General features: G+C 41.0%; 16 protein-coding genes. 5 read left to right on the forward strand and 11 right to left on the reverse strand.

The window, feature by feature from the left end; translation table 11 throughout:
- Window positions 1-40 precede the first annotated feature (40 nt).
- The 4 genes from lpdA to D8791_RS05395 all read left to right on the forward strand — a co-directional run bounded on the left by lpdA (window position 41) and on the right by D8791_RS05395 (window position 5595).
- Window positions 41-1744, forward strand: coding sequence for a dihydrolipoyl dehydrogenase (gene lpdA / locus D8791_RS05380; protein WP_125446551.1), 1704 nt, complete (start codon window positions 41-43; stop codon window positions 1742-1744).
- Window positions 1745-1803: 59 nt separating this feature from the next.
- Entirely contained in the window at window positions 1804-2793 is a 990-nt protein-coding gene (gene lplA, locus D8791_RS05385; protein WP_125446552.1) for a lipoate--protein ligase, read from the forward strand.
- A 158-nt stretch (window positions 2794-2951) separates the two neighbouring features.
- Window positions 2952-4961: a DUF1430 domain-containing protein gene (locus D8791_RS05390; RefSeq protein WP_125446553.1), complete on the forward strand. Its 2010-nt coding sequence runs from the start codon at window positions 2952-2954 to the stop codon at window positions 4959-4961.
- Between the two features lies 1 nt (window position 4962).
- Window positions 4963-5595, forward strand: a complete 633-nt coding sequence (locus D8791_RS05395) for an ABC transporter ATP-binding protein (protein ID WP_125446554.1) — start codon at window positions 4963-4965, stop codon at window positions 5593-5595.
- A 77-nt stretch (window positions 5596-5672) separates the two neighbouring features.
- Here the strand turns inward: D8791_RS05395 and xerS are convergent, their stop codons facing one another.
- From xerS to D8791_RS05425, 6 genes are all read right to left on the reverse strand, one after another.
- Window positions 5673-6743, reverse strand: coding sequence for a tyrosine recombinase XerS (xerS, locus tag D8791_RS05400; RefSeq protein WP_125446555.1), 1071 nt, complete (start codon window positions 6741-6743; stop codon window positions 5673-5675).
- 180 nt (window positions 6744-6923) lie between these two features.
- Complete coding sequence (locus D8791_RS05405; RefSeq protein ID WP_125446556.1) at window positions 6924-7367, reverse strand: MepB family protein; 444 nt, start codon at window positions 7365-7367, stop codon at window positions 6924-6926.
- Between the two features lie 53 nt (window positions 7368-7420).
- Complete coding sequence (locus D8791_RS05410; RefSeq protein ID WP_125446557.1) at window positions 7421-8209, reverse strand: alpha/beta hydrolase; 789 nt, start codon at window positions 8207-8209, stop codon at window positions 7421-7423.
- Between the two features lie 61 nt (window positions 8210-8270).
- Entirely contained in the window at window positions 8271-9839 is a 1569-nt protein-coding gene (gene ffh, locus D8791_RS05415) for a signal recognition particle protein (RefSeq protein WP_125446558.1), read from the reverse strand.
- Window positions 9840-9892: 53 nt separating this feature from the next.
- Entirely contained in the window at window positions 9893-10225 is a 333-nt protein-coding gene (locus tag D8791_RS05420) for a putative DNA-binding protein (protein WP_005590307.1), read from the reverse strand.
- A 118-nt stretch (window positions 10226-10343) separates the two neighbouring features.
- Entirely contained in the window at window positions 10344-11042 is a 699-nt protein-coding gene (locus D8791_RS05425; protein WP_125446559.1) for a GntR family transcriptional regulator, read from the reverse strand.
- A gap of 242 nt (window positions 11043-11284) precedes the next feature.
- On the opposite strand from D8791_RS05425, the gene guaA reads away from it, so the two are divergent.
- Window positions 11285-12844, forward strand: coding sequence for a glutamine-hydrolyzing GMP synthase (guaA, locus tag D8791_RS05430; RefSeq protein WP_125446560.1), 1560 nt, complete (start codon window positions 11285-11287; stop codon window positions 12842-12844).
- A 60-nt stretch (window positions 12845-12904) separates the two neighbouring features.
- On the opposite strand, the gene D8791_RS05435 is transcribed toward guaA, so the two are convergent.
- The 5 genes from D8791_RS05435 to D8791_RS05455 all read right to left on the reverse strand — a co-directional run bounded on the left by D8791_RS05435 (window position 12905) and on the right by D8791_RS05455 (window position 17168).
- Window positions 12905-13885 (reverse strand): DUF1002 domain-containing protein, encoded by a 981-nt coding sequence (locus tag D8791_RS05435; RefSeq protein WP_125446561.1) that lies wholly within the window; start codon window positions 13883-13885, stop codon window positions 12905-12907.
- A 169-nt stretch (window positions 13886-14054) separates the two neighbouring features.
- Window positions 14055-14906: an alpha/beta hydrolase gene (locus D8791_RS05440; protein ID WP_125446562.1), complete on the reverse strand. Its 852-nt coding sequence runs from the start codon at window positions 14904-14906 to the stop codon at window positions 14055-14057.
- Window positions 14907-15112: 206 nt separating this feature from the next.
- Window positions 15113-15694 carry a GrpB family protein gene (locus D8791_RS05445; protein WP_125446563.1) on the reverse strand — a complete coding sequence of 194 codons (582 nt, stop codon included), beginning with the start codon at window positions 15692-15694 and terminating at the stop codon, window positions 15113-15115.
- 74 nt (window positions 15695-15768) lie between these two features.
- On the reverse strand, window positions 15769-16506 hold the full coding sequence (locus D8791_RS05450) for a DUF3307 domain-containing protein (protein ID WP_125446564.1): 738 nt from the start codon (window positions 16504-16506) through the stop codon (window positions 15769-15771).
- Window positions 16503-17168, reverse strand: a complete 666-nt coding sequence (locus tag D8791_RS05455; protein ID WP_125446565.1) for a SatD family protein — start codon at window positions 17166-17168, stop codon at window positions 16503-16505. The genes D8791_RS05450 and D8791_RS05455 overlap by 4 nt, the downstream gene beginning before the upstream one ends.
- Window positions 17169-17237: the final 69 nt, after the last annotated feature.

The following is a 17237-nucleotide window of genomic DNA, read 5'->3' on the forward strand; positions in this document are numbered from 1 at the left end:
CAGTATTTATTTTTAGAGATATAGATAAAGGAAGTAAGACATGGCCTTAGAAGTAATTATGCCAAAAGCCGGCGTGGATATGACAGAAGGACAAATCGTCCAATGGAATAAGAAAGTCGGAGAATTTGTAAAAGAAGGAGAAATCCTTTTGGAAATCATGACTGACAAAGTCAGCATGGAATTGGAAGCCGAAGAAGATGGTTACTTGATTGCTATCCTTAAAGGTGATGGTGAAACTGTCCCTGTAACGGAAGTCATCGGTTACCTTGGTGAAGAAGGGGAAAATATCCCAACAGCTGGAGCTGCAGCGCCAGAAGCTAGTCCTGCACCTGCAGCTAGTGCCTCAAACGACGACGGTAAGAGCGATGATGCCTTTGATATCGTTGTGATTGGTGGAGGTCCTGCTGGTTATGTAGCAGCCATTAAAGCAGCCCAACTCGGTGGTAAGGTTGCCCTTGTTGAGAAATCTGAACTCGGTGGAACCTGCTTGAACCGTGGATGTATCCCAACCAAGACCTACCTTCACAACGCTGAAATCATTGAGAATATCGGTCATGCAGCTAACCGTGGTATCGTGATCGAAAATCCTAACTTCACTGTTGATATGGACAAACTTTTAGAAACTAAATCTAAAGTTGTCAATACCTTGGTAGGTGGTGTTGCAGGACTCCTTCGTAGCTACGGAGTTACTGTTCATAAGGGTGTTGGTACCATCACTAAAGATAAGAATGTCTTAGTTAATGGCTCAGAATTGCTTGAAACTAAGAAAATCATCCTTGCTGGTGGTTCAAAAGTCAGCAAGATCAACGTTCCTGGTATGGAATCTCCACTTGTGATGACCAGCGATGATATTCTGGAAATGAACGAAGTACCAGAAAGCCTTGTTATCATCGGTGGTGGGGTTGTCGGTATCGAACTTGGTCAAGCCTTCATGACATTTGGTTCAAAAGTAACCGTTATCGAAATGATGGATCGTATCGTTCCAGCTATGGATGCTGAAGTATCTAAGAATCTTCGCCTGATTTTGGAACGCAAAGGTATGACCATCTTAACTGACACTAAACTCCAAGAAATCATCGAAGAAGATGGTCAACTTCGTATCAAGGTTGAAGGAAAAGACGATATCATCGCAAGCAAAGCTCTTCTTTCAATCGGTCGTGTTCCAGATCTTGAAGGAATTGGCGATGTTGAGTTTGAATTGGATCGTGGACGTATCAAGGTCAATGAATACATGGAAACTTCTGTTCCAGGCATCTACGCACCAGGTGATATCAACGGTACTAAGATGTTGGCGCACGCAGCCTTCCGCATGGGTGAAGTTGCCGCTGAAAATGCCCTTAAAGGAAATCATGCTGTTGCCAAATTGAACTTGACTCCGGCAGCCATCTACACTCTTCCTGAAGTAGCAGCAGTAGGTCTCACAGAAGAACAAGCTCGTGAGAAATACGATGTTGCCATCGGTAAATTCAACTTTGCAGCTAACGGTCGTGCCATTGCATCTGATGCTGCTCAAGGTTTCGTAAAAGTTATCGCCGATAAGAAATACGGAGAAATTCTTGGTGTGCACATCATTGGTCCTTCAGCTGCAGAATTGATCAACGAAGCATCAAGCATTATCGAAATGGAAATCACTGTTGAAGAAATGCTGAAGACCATCCACGGACACCCAACCTACTCTGAAGTAATGTACGAAGCATTTGCAGATGTACTAGGAATGGCCATCCATTCACCTAAGAAAAAATAAATCGAAGATAGTTCAGACTGGAAAGGCATTTTCCAGTCTCTATCGTATAAAGGGATATCATGAAATACATTATCAATCATTCAAACGACACTGCTTTTAATATCGCCTTGGAAGAATATGCCTTTAAACACCTTTTGGATGAGGATCAAATCTTCCTTCTTTGGATTAACAAACCTTCTATCATTGTTGGTCGTCACCAGAATACTATCGAAGAAATCAATCGCGACTATGTTCGAGAAAATAGCATTGAGGTAGTTCGCCGTATCAGTGGTGGTGGGGCTGTTTACCATGATTTAAACAACCTCAACTACACGATCATCTCAAAAGAAGATGAAAACAAGGCCTTTGACTTCAAGAGCTTCTCAACTCCCGTTATCAATACCTTGGCTCAACTTGGTGTTAAAGCTGAATTCACTGGCCGTAACGACCTTGAGATTGATGGCAAGAAATTCTGTGGAAATGCCCAAGCCTATATCAATGGCCGTATCATGCACCATGGTTGCTTGCTCTTTGACGTTGATTTGTCAGTCCTTGCTAACGCCCTTAAGGTTTCAAAAGACAAATTTGAATCAAAAGGCGTGAAATCCGTCCGTGCCCGTGTAACCAATATTATCGATGAATTACCTGAAAAAATCACAGTTGAAGAATTCCGTGATTTGCTATTGGAATACATGAAAAAAGAGTACCCAGAGATGACTGAATACGTTTTTTCTGAGCAAGAATTGGCGGAAATCAACCGTATCAAGGATACCAAGTTCGGTACTTGGGACTGGAACTACGGTAAATCACCAGAATTTAACGTCCGTCGAGGAACAAAATTCACTAGCGGTAAGGTTGAAGTCTTTGCCAACGTCATTGAATCAAAAATCCAAGATATCAAGATCTATGGTGACTTCTTTGGTATCGAAGACGTTGCAGCTGTAGAAGATGTCCTTCGTGGAGTAAAATATGAACGTGAAGATGTCCTCAAAGCACTGGAAACAATTGACATTACCCGCTACTTTGCTGGTATCAGCCGTGAAGAAATCGCCGAAGCAGTAGTAGGATAAAACTATAAGAGATTCGCTTTTGCGGATCTTTTTTTAAACTCATTTTTACCTATAAATAGTTTCAAATATATTGTTTTTATGGTATTCTATAGATGGATAGAGTCGTTTGAAAAGCTTGAAGTATCTCTCTTCAATCTCTCTTTAGAAAGTGTGGTCTTATGAAACGAGTCTTTATTATCTTTTCTAATCTTTTTGTCACTAGCTTTCTTCTTTGGATTGCCTTTATTTCACCAAATACGCTCATCCACCGAAGCCTCCCTGTGGTAGGAGTTCTTAAACAAGAAAGAAATATCACCAATGAGGAGCTTTCAGCCAACTTAGATCAGTTAGCAAGGGAAAGCAATAGTGTAATTGCTCGCCAGATTCAACAAACGGATTCGCAAGGTCAGATCAAGTTCTCCTATGATATCTACGGAGAGGGAGAGCTTCCAAAGGGCATCAAAAAAGCAGATAAAGAAGTCGCTTCTAAGAAAAGCTTACTTACCAATTACTATATCCTATCAGGGAAGTTACCACTTGAAAAGCTGGATCAAAAACTACACGAACTTGGTTTCTCAAAGACTTTCATGAATAAGCCTAATCTCTTGCAGAATTTTATGGCATTTTTTGGATCTGGTTCCCAATCCTTGGCCTTGGTTATTTTTATTCTCAGCTTTAGTGCATTGGCCATTATTCAAAAAACACTTGAATTGAGGAGTGCAGGGATTCGTTATATTGCAGGGATGAGACGGTACCAACTCTTTGAACGTTCTCTCATGGAAGACATCAGAGAGCTGCTTTTAGGATGTATTGGAGCCAGTGCCTTAGGATCCATTTTGATTTATTGCTTACAATTAACCCCCTTTGCCTATTCCTTCATTATTTCAAGTAGTATCATTTATAATACGCTCTTGCTCATCGTATCTGTTCTCCTGTCCTTTATATTTGCATTCAGCATCCAGACGGTGCACTTGGTTAGCCTTTTAAAAGGGAAAATTCCAGTAAAAAGGATTTTAGTTTTTCTCTTTACCTGTCAATTTCTCGCTGTTGCTCTCATTGGCCTTGCTATCCATCGAGTCAGTATCTATGGTTCTGTCTGGCAGACTTACCAAGAGGGGAAAGTGGCTTGGTCTAAAGAGACGAATTGGGTTCAAATTGGTGTAAATCGGGAGGATTTTTCACAGAATACAAACAAAGAGACGCAAATTGAGAACAGAGCAAAATGGTCTAAGCTCATCGAGTCTGGCATCGAAAAAGGTGGTCTCTTGGTCTATCATCAGCTCGCACCTTTTGATTCAAAAGGCTTCATGAATGATCCTAGAACAGGGAGAGATCTTTCGATCACAGATTACGATCCTCTTGCCAATACCCTGTATGTCACTCCAAATTATCTTGATATCCAAAGGATCTCAGTTTCCCCTGAGGAAAAAGAGCGCTTGAATCACTTGCAAGCTGGAGAATTTGGACTCTTGCTCCCTGAAAAGTTGAAGGGTCAAGAAGAGGAGTTGAAAAAACGCTATGAAGATTATCTGACTCCTAGAGATGATCAGGGAAAGAGCCAGTTGCCCATGAAAGCACGGGTGACCTATCTTCCTAACAACCAAAAACGATTTATCTATAATAATACACCTCTGAACTATCAGCAATTCTTGACAGATCCGATTTTAGTTGTTGTTCGACCTAAAAGCTTTGGTGGCTACGACAATCCTTATTTCTCTCATCTGAATTCTTATCTGTATTTTGATGGACTTGAAAAAAGCAAGAAGCTAGTAGCTGAGCATGGGCTTGAAAAAAACGTGAGTCAATACGACTATGCAGCAGCTGTCTATCAGCAGATGATGCAATCCATTCAATTAGAGAACCTCATGGCCATTGCTGGCGGTATCTTCGGAATGGCGACCTCCATTCTACTCTTTAACACCATGAATTTCCTCTATTTTGAAGAGTTTAGAAGACCGATCTTTCTGAAGAAAATTGCGGGTATGGACTTTTTGAAAATTCACCAAAGCATGCTCATATCAGAGATTGCCATGCTGCTATTAGGTAGTGTCCTGATTTTCTTTCTCACACAGGAAGGGTGGATTGCTCTCGTCACGCTCTTATTATTTGCGACCAATGCATGGCTGATTCTCCTTTACCGCTCGCATAAAGAGGACCATTTCTTGCCCATTATTCTGAAAGGAGCCTAATATGATCAAAATAGAACACCTGGCAAAATCATTTGGAGAACGGACTGTCTTTCAGGATATCAATCTGCAATTTGCAGCAGGAAAGGTCTATGCCCTAATCGGAAATAGCGGTTGCGGCAAAACAACCCTACTCAATATCCTGGCTAAGCTAGAACCTTATGATAAGGGAAGTATCAGCTATCGAGGACAAGAACTTAGGCAAATCAAATCTCATCACTTTTTTAAGGATGAATTAGGCTATCTCTTTCAAAACTTTGGTCTTCTTGAAAACGAGACCGTAGCTGCCAATTTAGAACTTGGATTGATTGGTCAAAAATTGACTAAACAAGAGAAGAAGCAGCGAGAAGAAGAAGTCTTAGAAAAGGTGGGATTGAATTATCTCACACTCGATCAAAAAATCTATGAATTATCAGGCGGAGAAGCGCAACGTGTCGCCTTGGCTAAAGTCATCCTCAAGGATCCTCCTTTGATTTTAGCAGATGAATTGACTGCAGCACTCGATCCAGAAACTTCACAAGAAATTATGAACTTGCTTTTATCATTGAAAAAGACAGACCGCTTGATGATTATTGCAACGCATAACCCAGCGATTTGGGGAAAAGCCGATGAAGTGATTCGGTTAAATACGATTTAAGTTAAGTAAAAATGCTCTATGATTTTTTATTCATAGAGCATTTACTGCTTCATGCAACATAATTTTAGTTCTGTAAACTATAGCTTATCCAGAGCATTCTTTTGCTCATTATTGACAATGTGGGTGTAAAGGTCAGTAACTTGTGTACTAGCATGCCCTAGCTGATGACTGACGAGAACTTGAGATTTGGTTGCATCGTATAAGCGTGTAGCAAGCGTGTGGCGGAGTTTGTGAGGCGTCACTCGCACCTTGAAGTTCTCAGAATACTTGGCTACCATTTTTTCGACACTGGAAGCATCGATTCGATTAGGAGTGCCGCGGTATTCAGTTAAAAAGAAGGCTGTATCAGTCTTTTCGGCCTTGTATCGCTTGCTCCGAATGCTTAGATATTCCTCTAAATAGGGTTTAGCAAAAGCAGCAACGTTGACAGAGTCCCTTTTCCCGCCTTTCCTTGTCACTTCAATAGCCATCATTTTGAGATTGATATCTTTCAGGTCTAAATTGACAGCTTCAGACAGACGCACACCAGAGGCTAGCAGCAAGGCAATGATGGCTAAATCACGTTCTTTGTTCTTGTTAAAAGAGGACAAGGCGCGATTAGAGAGCTTCTTAGGGTACTCCCTATCAATATACTGGAGAAATTCTTCTGTCTCATCCCCTAAAAAGAGCTTCTGCTTAATATTCTCTGCACGAGCAGCCAGAGTTTCCTTTTTCTTCTTGGTAGCGACCTTCTTCATCACATTTCGATAGAAGTAGGGTTCACCCTGCTCATTTTCCACTTCCTCAGTTAAATATTTGTAGAGGCTGGACAAAGCCGACAGAGTCCGATTAATGGTTGTCTGGGAAACACCGTTTTGTGTCGTATTAGCATTGAGGAGCGGTCGCTCCCGTAAGTATAGAATGAAAGCTTCCATGTCTTTCTTGCTCATATTTTCCAAGACTGAGAGGGGAATCTCAGCAATCTCTGAAGCATCAGATATACCAGAGTCTAAAACCCAGCGAAAAAATCGATCGTATTCTTTAAGATATTCATACAAGGTTGTAAAACTATAAGGCACTGCCAGTTTGGATTGGTAGTATTCTAGAACGTACCAGGGCATGATTTGCTTCAGTTTATCAATTCGTTCTAATAAAATCTCGCGTTTCATTCCATCTTCCTCATGATTTTTCTATAAAAGAAGTATAGCATATCTAGATATATTTTTCAAGAAAATTATAGTTTTTCGGAAAGATATTAGAGGGGAGATATGTATCCGACTTTACTACAAAATAGATAATAAAAACAAGACAGGATTGAGAAACTAAACTCTGTCTTGTTTCACTAAAACTTATTCTTCTAATTTAATTTTTTGAAAATAATCCAGTTGCCATTTTTGTGTTGCCTGAGCTGTTTTATTTAAATGTGTGCACCAGGACGGATAAAACCGCATAGCCATCTTTCCTTTACAATCCTTTGTAGAAAGAATTTTTTTACTGATAGCCACCTTTTTGGGAATGATAAATATACCGCAATGACGGTCGTCGATGACGACAATAACCAGTTCATTACCCAAGTCTTTATCAGTATAAGGAATATTCTTGTTGTCTTGGTTTTTTTTCCAAAAGACTGTAAAGTAGCCTTCTTTTTTAGGTGTTTTCTTTGCCAAACGGCATCTTTTATATTCTTGATCATCCTTTGGCTTAATCAAAATGCTTTCATAGTCTTCATTCCATTTTTCATTTATCAGATCAAAGTCACCATAATACCTATGAAGAATGTCTGTCATTTTCATTCTTTTATCGCCTTTCTAATTTTTTACCAAAATTAAATTATGTAAAATAATTACTAGAATAAAAACCCTTTAATCAAATTAATTACTTGTTCATTTTGTGGTAGAGATGAATGATGGGTAGCCTTGCCTGTAATGACGACCTCTCTATGCGAAGCAATCTTTCCTTTGTAAATCAAGCTCCCAGCCTCTACACTGCTTCTATGGACAATACCATCGCCATCTCGGAAAAAGATTCCTAAAATCGATAGATGCTGAAGTTGCTGAGGTAGCTTGTCTTGATTGGTCACAAAATCGTCCAACATCGGAACTCGATCGCTGACTTCTTTTTTGTTCAAATTATAAGGACTGCCAATAGTCAGGAGCTTTTCCATCTCCAATCCAGAATGGTTTGCCAGGTATTGCTGCAGGAATACTGTATAAACCAGTCCGCCGTTAGAATGCCCCAAGCCTTTAAAACTGGTAAAAGGGTATTTCTCTCGCAAAACAGTTATGGCAGCGTTAAACATAGCAGCCTGCTTCTTGATATTTTTGTAACCATCGCGATTATTCTGAAAACCAATCACAAAAATGGGGTTTCTGTCCTTTCGCTTCAAATGCCCACGATAAGTCATTCGACCGTCATTCCAGACCTTGATCCGAATCAGACTATGGTGAGGATGCTGGCCGTGATTGAGTTTTCTAACCATTTTGTTAAAACGATTCTCCGTTGCTGAACTGCCGGGAATCATGATGATCGGTTCTATATCAACTTTACTCAAGGGTAGATGGCTGATGGGATGAGAAGTGAGTTTCGCTTGTATGTCGTTATAAAATCGAATTAGATACTTAATAAACTTTTTCATCTCTTTTTTCCTAAGTGTACAAAACAAGTTACATAAAATAAATTATGTAACTTGTTTGCAATTACTTCCGTTTTTTCTTGTTTTTCTTCATTTGCTTGGCCATTTTATTCATGCTGCGGCGCATGAGAAATTCTCCAGCTTTCCCTTTGAGGCCACCGCCAAAAAGTTGGCTCATATCTGGCATACCTGCTCCGCCTAGGGCAGATAAATCTGGCATACCTCCTTGACCCATCATACCTTCTAAAGCAGACATATCAGGCATGCCGCCCGGCATATTTTTAGGCAGATTGTTAGGGTTGAGCCCCATCTGTTTCATCATTTTGTTCATATCTCCAGATAGGACGCCTTGCATCATCTGTTTGGCTTGGTTAAAGTCTTTGATAAACTTATTGACTTCGACAAAACTATTACCAGAACCAGCTGCAATCCGACGACGACGGCTTGGGTTGAGCAGGTCTGGATTTTCCCGCTCGGCTGGTGTCATAGAAGATACGATGGCACGTTTACGGGCAATTTCTTTTTCGTCTACTTTGATGTTTTTAAGAGCAGGATTATTGGCCATACCTGGCAACATCTTGAGCAATTCTTCCATAGGCCCCATGTTCTGCACTTGGTCCAGTTGGTCGATGAAATCGTTGAAATCAAAGGTGTTTTCCCGCATTTTTTCAGCCATTTCAAGAGATTTCTTCTCATCGTACTCTTGAGCGGCCTTTTCAATCAGGGTCAGCATATCCCCCATACCGAGGATACGGCCAGACATACGATCTGGGTGGAAGGTTTCGATATCGGTAATCTTTTCACCGGTACCAGTGAACTTGATAGGCTTGCCAGTAATCTGACGGACTGACAGTGCCGCACCACCACGGGTGTCCCCATCAATCTTGGTCAGGATAACCCCGGTTACTTCGAGTTGATTGTTAAATTCACGGGCTACATTTGCTGCTTCCTGACCAATCATAGCATCGACCACCAGCAGAATTTCATTTGGCTGTGCTAATGCCTTGACATCAGCCAGCTCCTGCATGAGCTTTTCATCAATTTGTAGGCGACCAGCCGTATCAATCAAGACATAGTCGTTGTGATTAGCCTTGGCTTGCTCCAAACCTTGACGGACAATCTCTACTGCTGGGAACTCAGTACCCAAGGCAAAGACTGGCACATCAATCTGTTGCCCCAGTGTCTTCAGCTGATCAATAGCTGCTGGACGGTAGATATCTGCCGCAATCATCAAAGGACGAGCATTTTCTTCTTTTTTGAGTTTATTGGCCAATTTACCCGCAAAGGTCGTTTTACCAGCCCCTTGCAAACCGACCATCATGATAACAGTCGGAATCTTTGGTGACTTGATAATCTCGGCAGTATCAGAACCCAGAATGGCTGTTAGCTCTTCGTCTACGATTTTGATGATCTGTTGAGCTGGATTAAGCGTGTCAATAACTTCGTGTCCGATAGCTCGCTCACGAATCTTTTTAATAAAGTCTTTAACAACAGGCAGGGCAACGTCAGCCTCCAAGAGAGCAAGACGGATCTCTTTGGTCGCTTCCTGGATATCACTCTCAGAAATTTTTCCCTTTCTGCGTAGGTTTTTAAAGACGTTCTGTAAGCGTTCAGTCAAATTTTCAAAAGCCATAAATATTTCTCCTCTTGATTATCAAATGATGGAAATGGATAGGGGTATCCGAGTTATTCTCGGTTATCAATGCTGGACAAAACCGCAAGTTGCTCCTGCAAATAGGGATCATCAGGGTATTTCTCCATAATCTGATCGAAAATCTGACTTCTGACGATATAGTCAGAGTACATGTGCAGTTTCATTTCGTAGTCTTCCAGAATTTTCTCTGTCCGCTTGATATTATCATAGACAGCTTGGCGGCTTACATTAAACTCTTCGGCAATTTCAGCAAGGCTGTAATCATCTGCATAGTAGAGCTCGATATAGTTCATCTGCTTGTCGGTCAGCAAAGCCGCGTAAAACTCAAACAGAGCATTCATTCGATTTGTTTTTTCAATTTCCATAAGGAATATTATATCAAATAATCCCTTCAAACTCCACTCTTTCGGTATGTTTGAAAATGGAGAATTATAAAAAAACTGCCGACTGGCAGTTTTTTGCAACGTAATTTAAATTATGTAATTAATTATTTTCTAAATAGAATTCAAATCGTTCGCCGACATACTGGCTTTTTACGTACTCAAAGGCTGTTCCATCATCAAAATAAGAAACTTGTGTCAAGCCTAAAATAGCATGACCACGGGGAATTCCTAGGTATTTAGCGATTTTTTCCTTGGCCAAACGGGCGTAAATAGTCTGTTGGGACTTGCCAATTTTATAGCCGTGCTCTTGTAGAGTTTGAAAGAAATGACTGGTCACTTCTTCTTTTTTGAAATTCTTTATAAATTTCTCTGGAATTGAGGCAACTTCATAGACCACGGGGATATCGTCAGCGTAGCGAACCCGTTCCATGCGGATGATGTTCTCTGTCTTATGGATGCCCAGCTTTTCGACTTCTCGCTCGCTTGGCAGTGTCCGACGGTAGGAAATCAGCTGGCTGGACGGTATTTTCCCTTGAGACTTCATAATTTCCGTAAAACTAGTTGTTCCACGCATTTTTTCCTGAACTCGTGTGCTAGCGACATAAGTGCCGCTACCGACTCGACGCTCTAGCACCCCTTCCTCCACCAGAAGCGTAATAGCTTGGCGCAGAGTCATTCTGCTGACCTCGAAAGTTTCAGCAAGATCGCGTTCGCTTGGCAAGCGCTCGCCAATCTCCCAAATACCCTCGTCAATATCTTTTTTTATTTGATCATGTATTTTCACATAAGCAGGTAACATCAATAGCCCTCTTTTCTGATTTTAAGCAGCTTTTTTATACATTTATTGTATTATCAATTAGTTTAAAAGTCAAACTAAATATCAATCAATGTAGGGAAATCCTATTTGTTTATCATTTTTTAGACAAAAATGCTCTCATTTTTCAGTTATTTTTACTTGCAGCTAGTCCTATTACCTTGGAAAAATTCGATTTTTGTGATAGAATGAGGGGAAAAGATTACTTCTTTTAAGAAAGGGAAAAGATGACAACTACAACTGAATTGCAAGATGTTGAAAAAATCATCGTGCTTGATTACGGCAGCCAGTACAACCAGCTGATTTCACGTCGTATCCGTGAAATTGGTGTATTTTCTGAACTCAAGAGCCACAAGATTACCGCTGACGAAGTCCGTGCTATCCGTCCTGTCGGGATTATCCTTTCAGGTGGACCTAACTCAGTTTATGAAGAAGGTTCATTTGATATTGACCCAGAGATTTTTGAACTTGGTATTCCAATTTTAGGGATTTGCTATGGTATGCAGCTTTTGACTCATAAATTGGGCGGGAAGGTGGTGCCAGCAGGTGATGCCGGCAATCGTGAATATGGTCAATCAAAACTAACACGTACTACTTCTCCTCTCTTTGAAAGCACACCAGAAGAGCAGCTTGTCCTGATGAGCCACGGTGATGCGGTGACAGAGATCCCTGCAGACTTTGTCCGCACTGGTACATCTGCTGACTGTCCTTTTGCATCTATTGAAAATCCTGACAAGAAAATCTACGGTATCCAGTTCCACCCAGAGGTTCGTCATTCTGAGTACGGTTACGATATTCTGCGCAATTTTGCTCTCAATATCTGTGGCGCTAAGGGCGACTGGTCTATGGATAACTTCATCGATATGCAGATTCAAAAAATCCGTGAAACAGTCGGTGACAAACGTGTCTTGCTCGGCCTATCAGGTGGTGTCGACTCTTCTGTCGTAGGTGTCCTCTTGCAGAAAGCTATCGGCGATCAATTGATCTGTATCTTTGTAGATCACGGTCTTTTGCGTAAAGGCGAAGCTGATCAAGTTATGGAGATGCTAGGTGGCAAGTTTGGTCTTAACATCGTTAAAGCAGACGCAGCGAAACGTTTCCTTGACAAACTTGCTGGCGTTTCAGATCCAGAGCAAAAACGTAAAATCATTGGAAACGAGTTTGTCTATGTCTTTGACGATGAAGCCAGCAAACTGAAAGATGTGAAATTCTTGGCTCAAGGTACACTTTATACCGATGTTATCGAATCTGGGACTGACACTGCTCAAACTATCAAGTCTCACCACAATGTTGGTGGTCTGCCAGAAGATATGCAGTTTGAGTTGATTGAACCTCTAAATACACTTTACAAGGATGAAGTGCGCGCTTTGGGTACAGAGCTTGGTATGCCTGATGAAATTGTCTGGCGCCAGCCATTCCCAGGACCAGGACTTGCTATCCGTGTCATGGGTGAAATCACAGAGGAGAAATTGGAAACCGTCCGCGAGTCAGACGCTATTCTCCGCGAAGAAATCGCCAAAGCTGCTCTTGACCGCGACATCTGGCAATACTTCACTGTCAACACTGGCGTTCGTTCAGTCGGTGTTATGGGCGATGGCCGAACTTACGACTACACAATTGCCATTCGTGCTATCACTTCTATCGATGGTATGACAGCTGACTTTGCCAAGATCCCTTGGGAAGTTCTGCAGAAAATCTCTGTCCGTATCGTCAATGAAGTTGATCATGTTAACCGTATCGTCTACGATATTACCAGCAAACCACCTGCAACTGTGGAGTGGGAATAAGAAATATGCAAAAACCAGCTAGATTCTAGCTGGTTTTTTAGTTATATTTTAAAGACAGTCTTATTGACCTAGCAGTCCCTTAAAGAAATTGACGATTGCATTCCAGATATTGCTAAAGAAATTACCGCCATCTTCAAGAAGTCCGTTTGCATCAAAGTTAAGGTTGATATTATTGAATGTGTCACCAGCCTTTGAGACAATACTGTTTTTTAAATCGGTGAGCGTCTTTGTAAAATCAGAATTTGTGATGACTCCGCTATTTGAAAGATTGATTGCAAAGTTAATAATCAGATTGATTTGATCAGCTGTGACTGAACTACTGAGACCGTAGTTTTTCAGTGTTTCTTCAACGATTTTACGGACATCAGCTTCTGTCAAGTTGCTGTTATTCTTTTTAGCATTGGCAACAGCTGTTTTTATATCTGTCAGAGCCACATTCAGCTTATCAGCATCGTACCCTTCCTTGCCTTGGTTCTCAGCGTTGATATTTGAAAGTGCGGATAATTCTTCCTGAGCTAAGTCTTTATTTTCCTGAGGAACGCTAGCTCCATTTTCCTCCAGCGAGTAATAAATACCAGCTAGGGCACTTTCTCCAGTCACAGGGATAGGTGCTGCTACTGTAATTTCTGCATGCTGTACGCCCAAGGTGACTGCTGCATTGCGATACATATCCTCTGTAACCTTAGTGATGTTTTGTGGTGTAACAATCTTGACTTGAAGCGGCTTCTTGTTGCCCAACTTCTTAATCTTAACAGAAGAATATAGCTGCAAACTAGGATCATTTGCCACATTCATAATCTTTGAATAGACATCAGGCGTCATTGTTTTCAGGGGTTTAGAATCACTCGATGCATTGTAGCCTAAGAGCTGAAGTGTTTGCTCTTTTTGGCTGTCATCCAAGGAATAGCCCAAGACATACTCAGGCTGAACATAGGTTTCGTCAATGACTTTTTGAACGTTAGTATCAGCAGTTACTGTGGATACGGTAAAGAGCGTAGCTACTAGAGCTCCTGCTGTCAATAATGTTTTCTTAAATTTCATTTTACTCCTCAATCTATCTCTAAACAATAAGGTTTTAGAGAAGCTTCGATTATAGTCAGCGGATTGCGCTGTCACATTAAATTAGGAAAGGAAAACTTTCCATAGAACAAAATAGTATAAAATGCTTAAAGTTTTCTTATAGACAGAGAATAGCCTGCATTTCTTAAAATCATTTGCGCCAAAGAAAATCAATCAATAATCTATCGACTTCTGGATTTTCATGCAGCTGGCTATGCTGAGCCAGAGGGCCAGTCACTCGTTTTTCCTGATAGGACTTGGCATTGTCGATTACAAGATATTTGAGACTGCGAGAAGAAACGTTTAAAACAGAACCATCTGATTGATTTTTAAAATCTCCATAGATATTGAGAACATCCACTTGATCTTGCGGATAAATTTCGCGCAAGCCCAGAAGTTTTTGATAGCTATCACTCATGGCGCTAGGCTGCCCTTTATGGTTATCTAGAATAGTCAAATTAGCTGGCAAATCCATGCCCTCCAAACCATTGACATGATTGGCGATATTTACCTGCTTTTGTAACTGTGGAAGCTCTTCATTCTGAGCGTGCTCTAATAGGTAAAATAAAATAGACATATTTCCCATAGAATGCGCGACAAAATTCATCTTTTTGAAACCATATCTTGCTTGCAACTTTCGAACAACTGCTGCTGCATATTCTCCGTCTTGGGCATAATTAGCATTTCGATTGTCCTCGAACTCAACCATGACAATTGGATTGATAGCATCTTTTGGTATCTCTCCTTTCAAGCTTACTTGAGCATGACTGTCAACCGTAGCTGTGATGATGGTTTGAGTAACTCCAGCTTGTCTAGCTGCCTCTACCATATGCTTTTCAGCATTAGCACTTGAGCCATAACCATGGAAAAATAATGTCGGAGTCCTTGATTGAATATAGTCACTACTATTAACCTCTCTTGTTTGTAGCTTGGACCCTAGAAATAAAGTGACAAGACCAATAAACAGAAAAGTTGAGAGTGCGATGATAGACCGTTTATTCATTTTCCACCTCCTATCTTGTATAGATTAGTATTATAACATTTCTGGTATTTGTGGACAAATAAAGGATTCGACTTCAATTTAAAACATATCATATTATTTAAAATGAATTTTATGATTACGAATACGTATTATAACGAATTGAGGAAACTGTTTGAACTATTTATTTTAATTAAAACGAAATAAAGTAGGTTTGCGGGAGTTCCTGGTTAGGTCAGCTTGTCGTCATACCTTATCTTATAAAGCTTTTTGGCTTTTTGCGTGTACTGCCTGATGAAATCAGTTTTAGCTTCTGTATAGGCATCACGATTGTGCTCGTACTTTTTCCATAAGGTTAATTTTAACTTCTCGTAGTCCTTAGCGACATCTGGATGATCTTTCAGATAGTCTCGGAAATAGAGTTCATCATGGTCTCCATAGTACCGCAAATGCAAGTGAAAAACTCGTTCAGCAAAACCTTGCAGTGTATAGCCCTTGTTAAAAGACATGCGGCCTTCTGACTCTGACATAAGCAGGTAGCCATGCTCCAGCAATTCTCTCTTGATGCTATCCATATCTTCAGTTCGAGGAATTTCTAAGAGAATATCAATAATCGGCTTAGCCCATATCCCCTCAATAGATGTGGAACCAATATGATGCATTTTATACAACTGATTTGCTGGCAAAAAACTTTGTATTCTTCTGCTTTCCTCCACATACCAAGCTGTCCAGTCCTTATTGTGCTCCTCTAAGAAAATCGGGAATAGCTGCCACAATTCTTCTAAAGACATATCTTCTAGTTTTTTGGCCATGTTGCTTCTCCTTTCTTTATAGAAAATAAGAATTAAAGTAAAGACTGAGAATCCTATCCCAGTCTCAGTTTTTATTACCAATAAAGCAAGCCATAAGTCAGTAAAACACTGATCATGCTAAATAGCGAGCCAATCAGATAGTATTCTGCAAAGGACTGGCTTTCTGAAATCTTATTATAGCGGGCGATAGACTTAGCCGTAAAGACTAACCCAATGGCAGTAAACTGCCCGAAAATAAGAGAAAGTCCCATAATCAAGCGCTCCAAAATCCCAATCATAGCACCAGCCCCAGCAATAGTCTCTCCGCTGTCTTCTCCAGCCTGATACTTGCTGAAGAAGAGTTTAAAGAAGATATTAATTGGCTTACCAGTAAGGGCAAAGAAAAAGAGAGCCTGCAGCATGAGATAACGTTCAGACAGCCAATTAGGAGCTGGAATTTGCTGCTGCCCTAAGAGAAAATAAAGAGCAAAAATACTAATCAGATGCAAGACCTGATCCAGTAAAAAGGCTAACTTTTGAGCTTGGCGACGGACAATCAAAGAATTCAGCTTATACTTCAAGAGGTCAATAAGCGCATGGCTGACCCAAACCAAGGCGAAAAATAGCAGATACCTAGGTAAAATGATCCCTAAGAGCAACAAGGGCAAGAGAACAATTCCTAAGTGGAGAATCAAAAAATTTAACCGCCGGCTTTTGAGGTCGGCCATTTTCTGACTTTGAAGCTGAAAATCAGCTAGCACATGAGCCAGCAAAGTCAATACAAGAATCGGATTCTGCATGAAAAATTCTGAAAATCCCATAAAATTTGTCATTGTTCAGCCTCCTTTGCGGCCTGTAAAATCATTTTCATAGCTAAACGGCGATTTCTCAGATAGACCTTTAAACCAGATGACTTGAGCCTCTTACTAAGCGCACTGGGACTAATCTGCAGCAGCTCTGCTATTTCTCCATGAGAAAAATTCTCATCATAGATATATTCTGTGAGCATCCGCTCCAGAACCTCTCTCTGACTGGTGTTCCACTTGCTCTGGATAAAGGACGCAGCCGCCAGCACTGTATTGACCGCCTGACTGAGCTCTTCATCTCCCAAGGATACAGCTATACGGCTGCTACCGTAGTCGTTCTTCTCGTGAATAGCCTCAATAGCTGCGCGTGCCCTCCAGTAGGCCGGACCATCCGCACCAATACTCTGCTCCCGATTGATGTCCGTCACAATCTCCCCTAGGCCAAGCCCGAAGCGAGTCGGGTGGGGAAATCCTAATGCAATCTGATCAATGAGCCGCATGACTTCAGGATTAGGGCGCAACAAAGCCTGAAACTCATCTCCTGTCGTAATGGTAAAAGGCGACACTAGGTAAGCCTGATAGTCTTGGTTCAAGACTGCCATCAATTCCTGCAGCTCTTGCTGCGCCTGCTTGCGGTTTTTTAGCTGTTTGGATTCGATCAAATCTCCAATAAGAGCAATATAAAGCATACCAAACCTCCTTTAAGTCCATTATAAAGGAAAATTTAAAAAATGTCTATTTAAACGGCAACTTTTTAG

Source organism: Streptococcus cristatus (genome assembly GCF_003943515.1).
In the GTDB taxonomy this organism is placed as follows: domain Bacteria; phylum Bacillota; class Bacilli; order Lactobacillales; family Streptococcaceae; genus Streptococcus; species Streptococcus cristatus_D.

What these genes read in the sequence shown, in the direction of transcription:
- lpdA (WP_125446551.1), top strand. Translation starts at nt 41, where the DNA reads ATGGCCTTAGAAGTAATTATGCCAAAAGCCGGCGTGGATATGACAGAA.
- lplA (WP_125446552.1), top strand. Translation starts at nt 1,804, where the DNA reads ATGAAATACATTATCAATCATTCAAACGACACTGCTTTTAATATCGCC.
- D8791_RS05390 (WP_125446553.1), top strand. Translation starts at nt 2,952, where the DNA reads ATGAAACGAGTCTTTATTATCTTTTCTAATCTTTTTGTCACTAGCTTT.
- D8791_RS05395 (WP_125446554.1), top strand. Translation starts at nt 4,963, where the DNA reads ATGATCAAAATAGAACACCTGGCAAAATCATTTGGAGAACGGACTGTC.
- xerS (WP_125446555.1), bottom strand. Translation starts at nt 6,743, where the DNA reads ATGAAACGCGAGATTTTATTAGAACGAATTGATAAACTGAAGCAAATC.
- D8791_RS05405 (WP_125446556.1), bottom strand. Translation starts at nt 7,367, where the DNA reads ATGAAAATGACAGACATTCTTCATAGGTATTATGGTGACTTTGATCTG.
- D8791_RS05410 (WP_125446557.1), bottom strand. Translation starts at nt 8,209, where the DNA reads ATGAAAAAGTTTATTAAGTATCTAATTCGATTTTATAACGACATACAA.
- ffh (WP_125446558.1), bottom strand. Translation starts at nt 9,839, where the DNA reads ATGGCTTTTGAAAATTTGACTGAACGCTTACAGAACGTCTTTAAAAAC.
- D8791_RS05420 (WP_005590307.1), bottom strand. Translation starts at nt 10,225, where the DNA reads ATGGAAATTGAAAAAACAAATCGAATGAATGCTCTGTTTGAGTTTTAC.
- D8791_RS05425 (WP_125446559.1), bottom strand. Translation starts at nt 11,042, where the DNA reads ATGTTACCTGCTTATGTGAAAATACATGATCAAATAAAAAAAGATATT.
- guaA (WP_125446560.1), top strand. Translation starts at nt 11,285, where the DNA reads ATGACAACTACAACTGAATTGCAAGATGTTGAAAAAATCATCGTGCTT.
- D8791_RS05435 (WP_125446561.1), bottom strand. Translation starts at nt 13,885, where the DNA reads ATGAAATTTAAGAAAACATTATTGACAGCAGGAGCTCTAGTAGCTACG.
- D8791_RS05440 (WP_125446562.1), bottom strand. Translation starts at nt 14,906, where the DNA reads ATGAATAAACGGTCTATCATCGCACTCTCAACTTTTCTGTTTATTGGT.
- D8791_RS05445 (WP_125446563.1), bottom strand. Translation starts at nt 15,694, where the DNA reads ATGGCCAAAAAACTAGAAGATATGTCTTTAGAAGAATTGTGGCAGCTA.
- D8791_RS05450 (WP_125446564.1), bottom strand. Translation starts at nt 16,506, where the DNA reads ATGACAAATTTTATGGGATTTTCAGAATTTTTCATGCAGAATCCGATT.
- D8791_RS05455 (WP_125446565.1), bottom strand. Translation starts at nt 17,168, where the DNA reads ATGCTTTATATTGCTCTTATTGGAGATTTGATCGAATCCAAACAGCTA.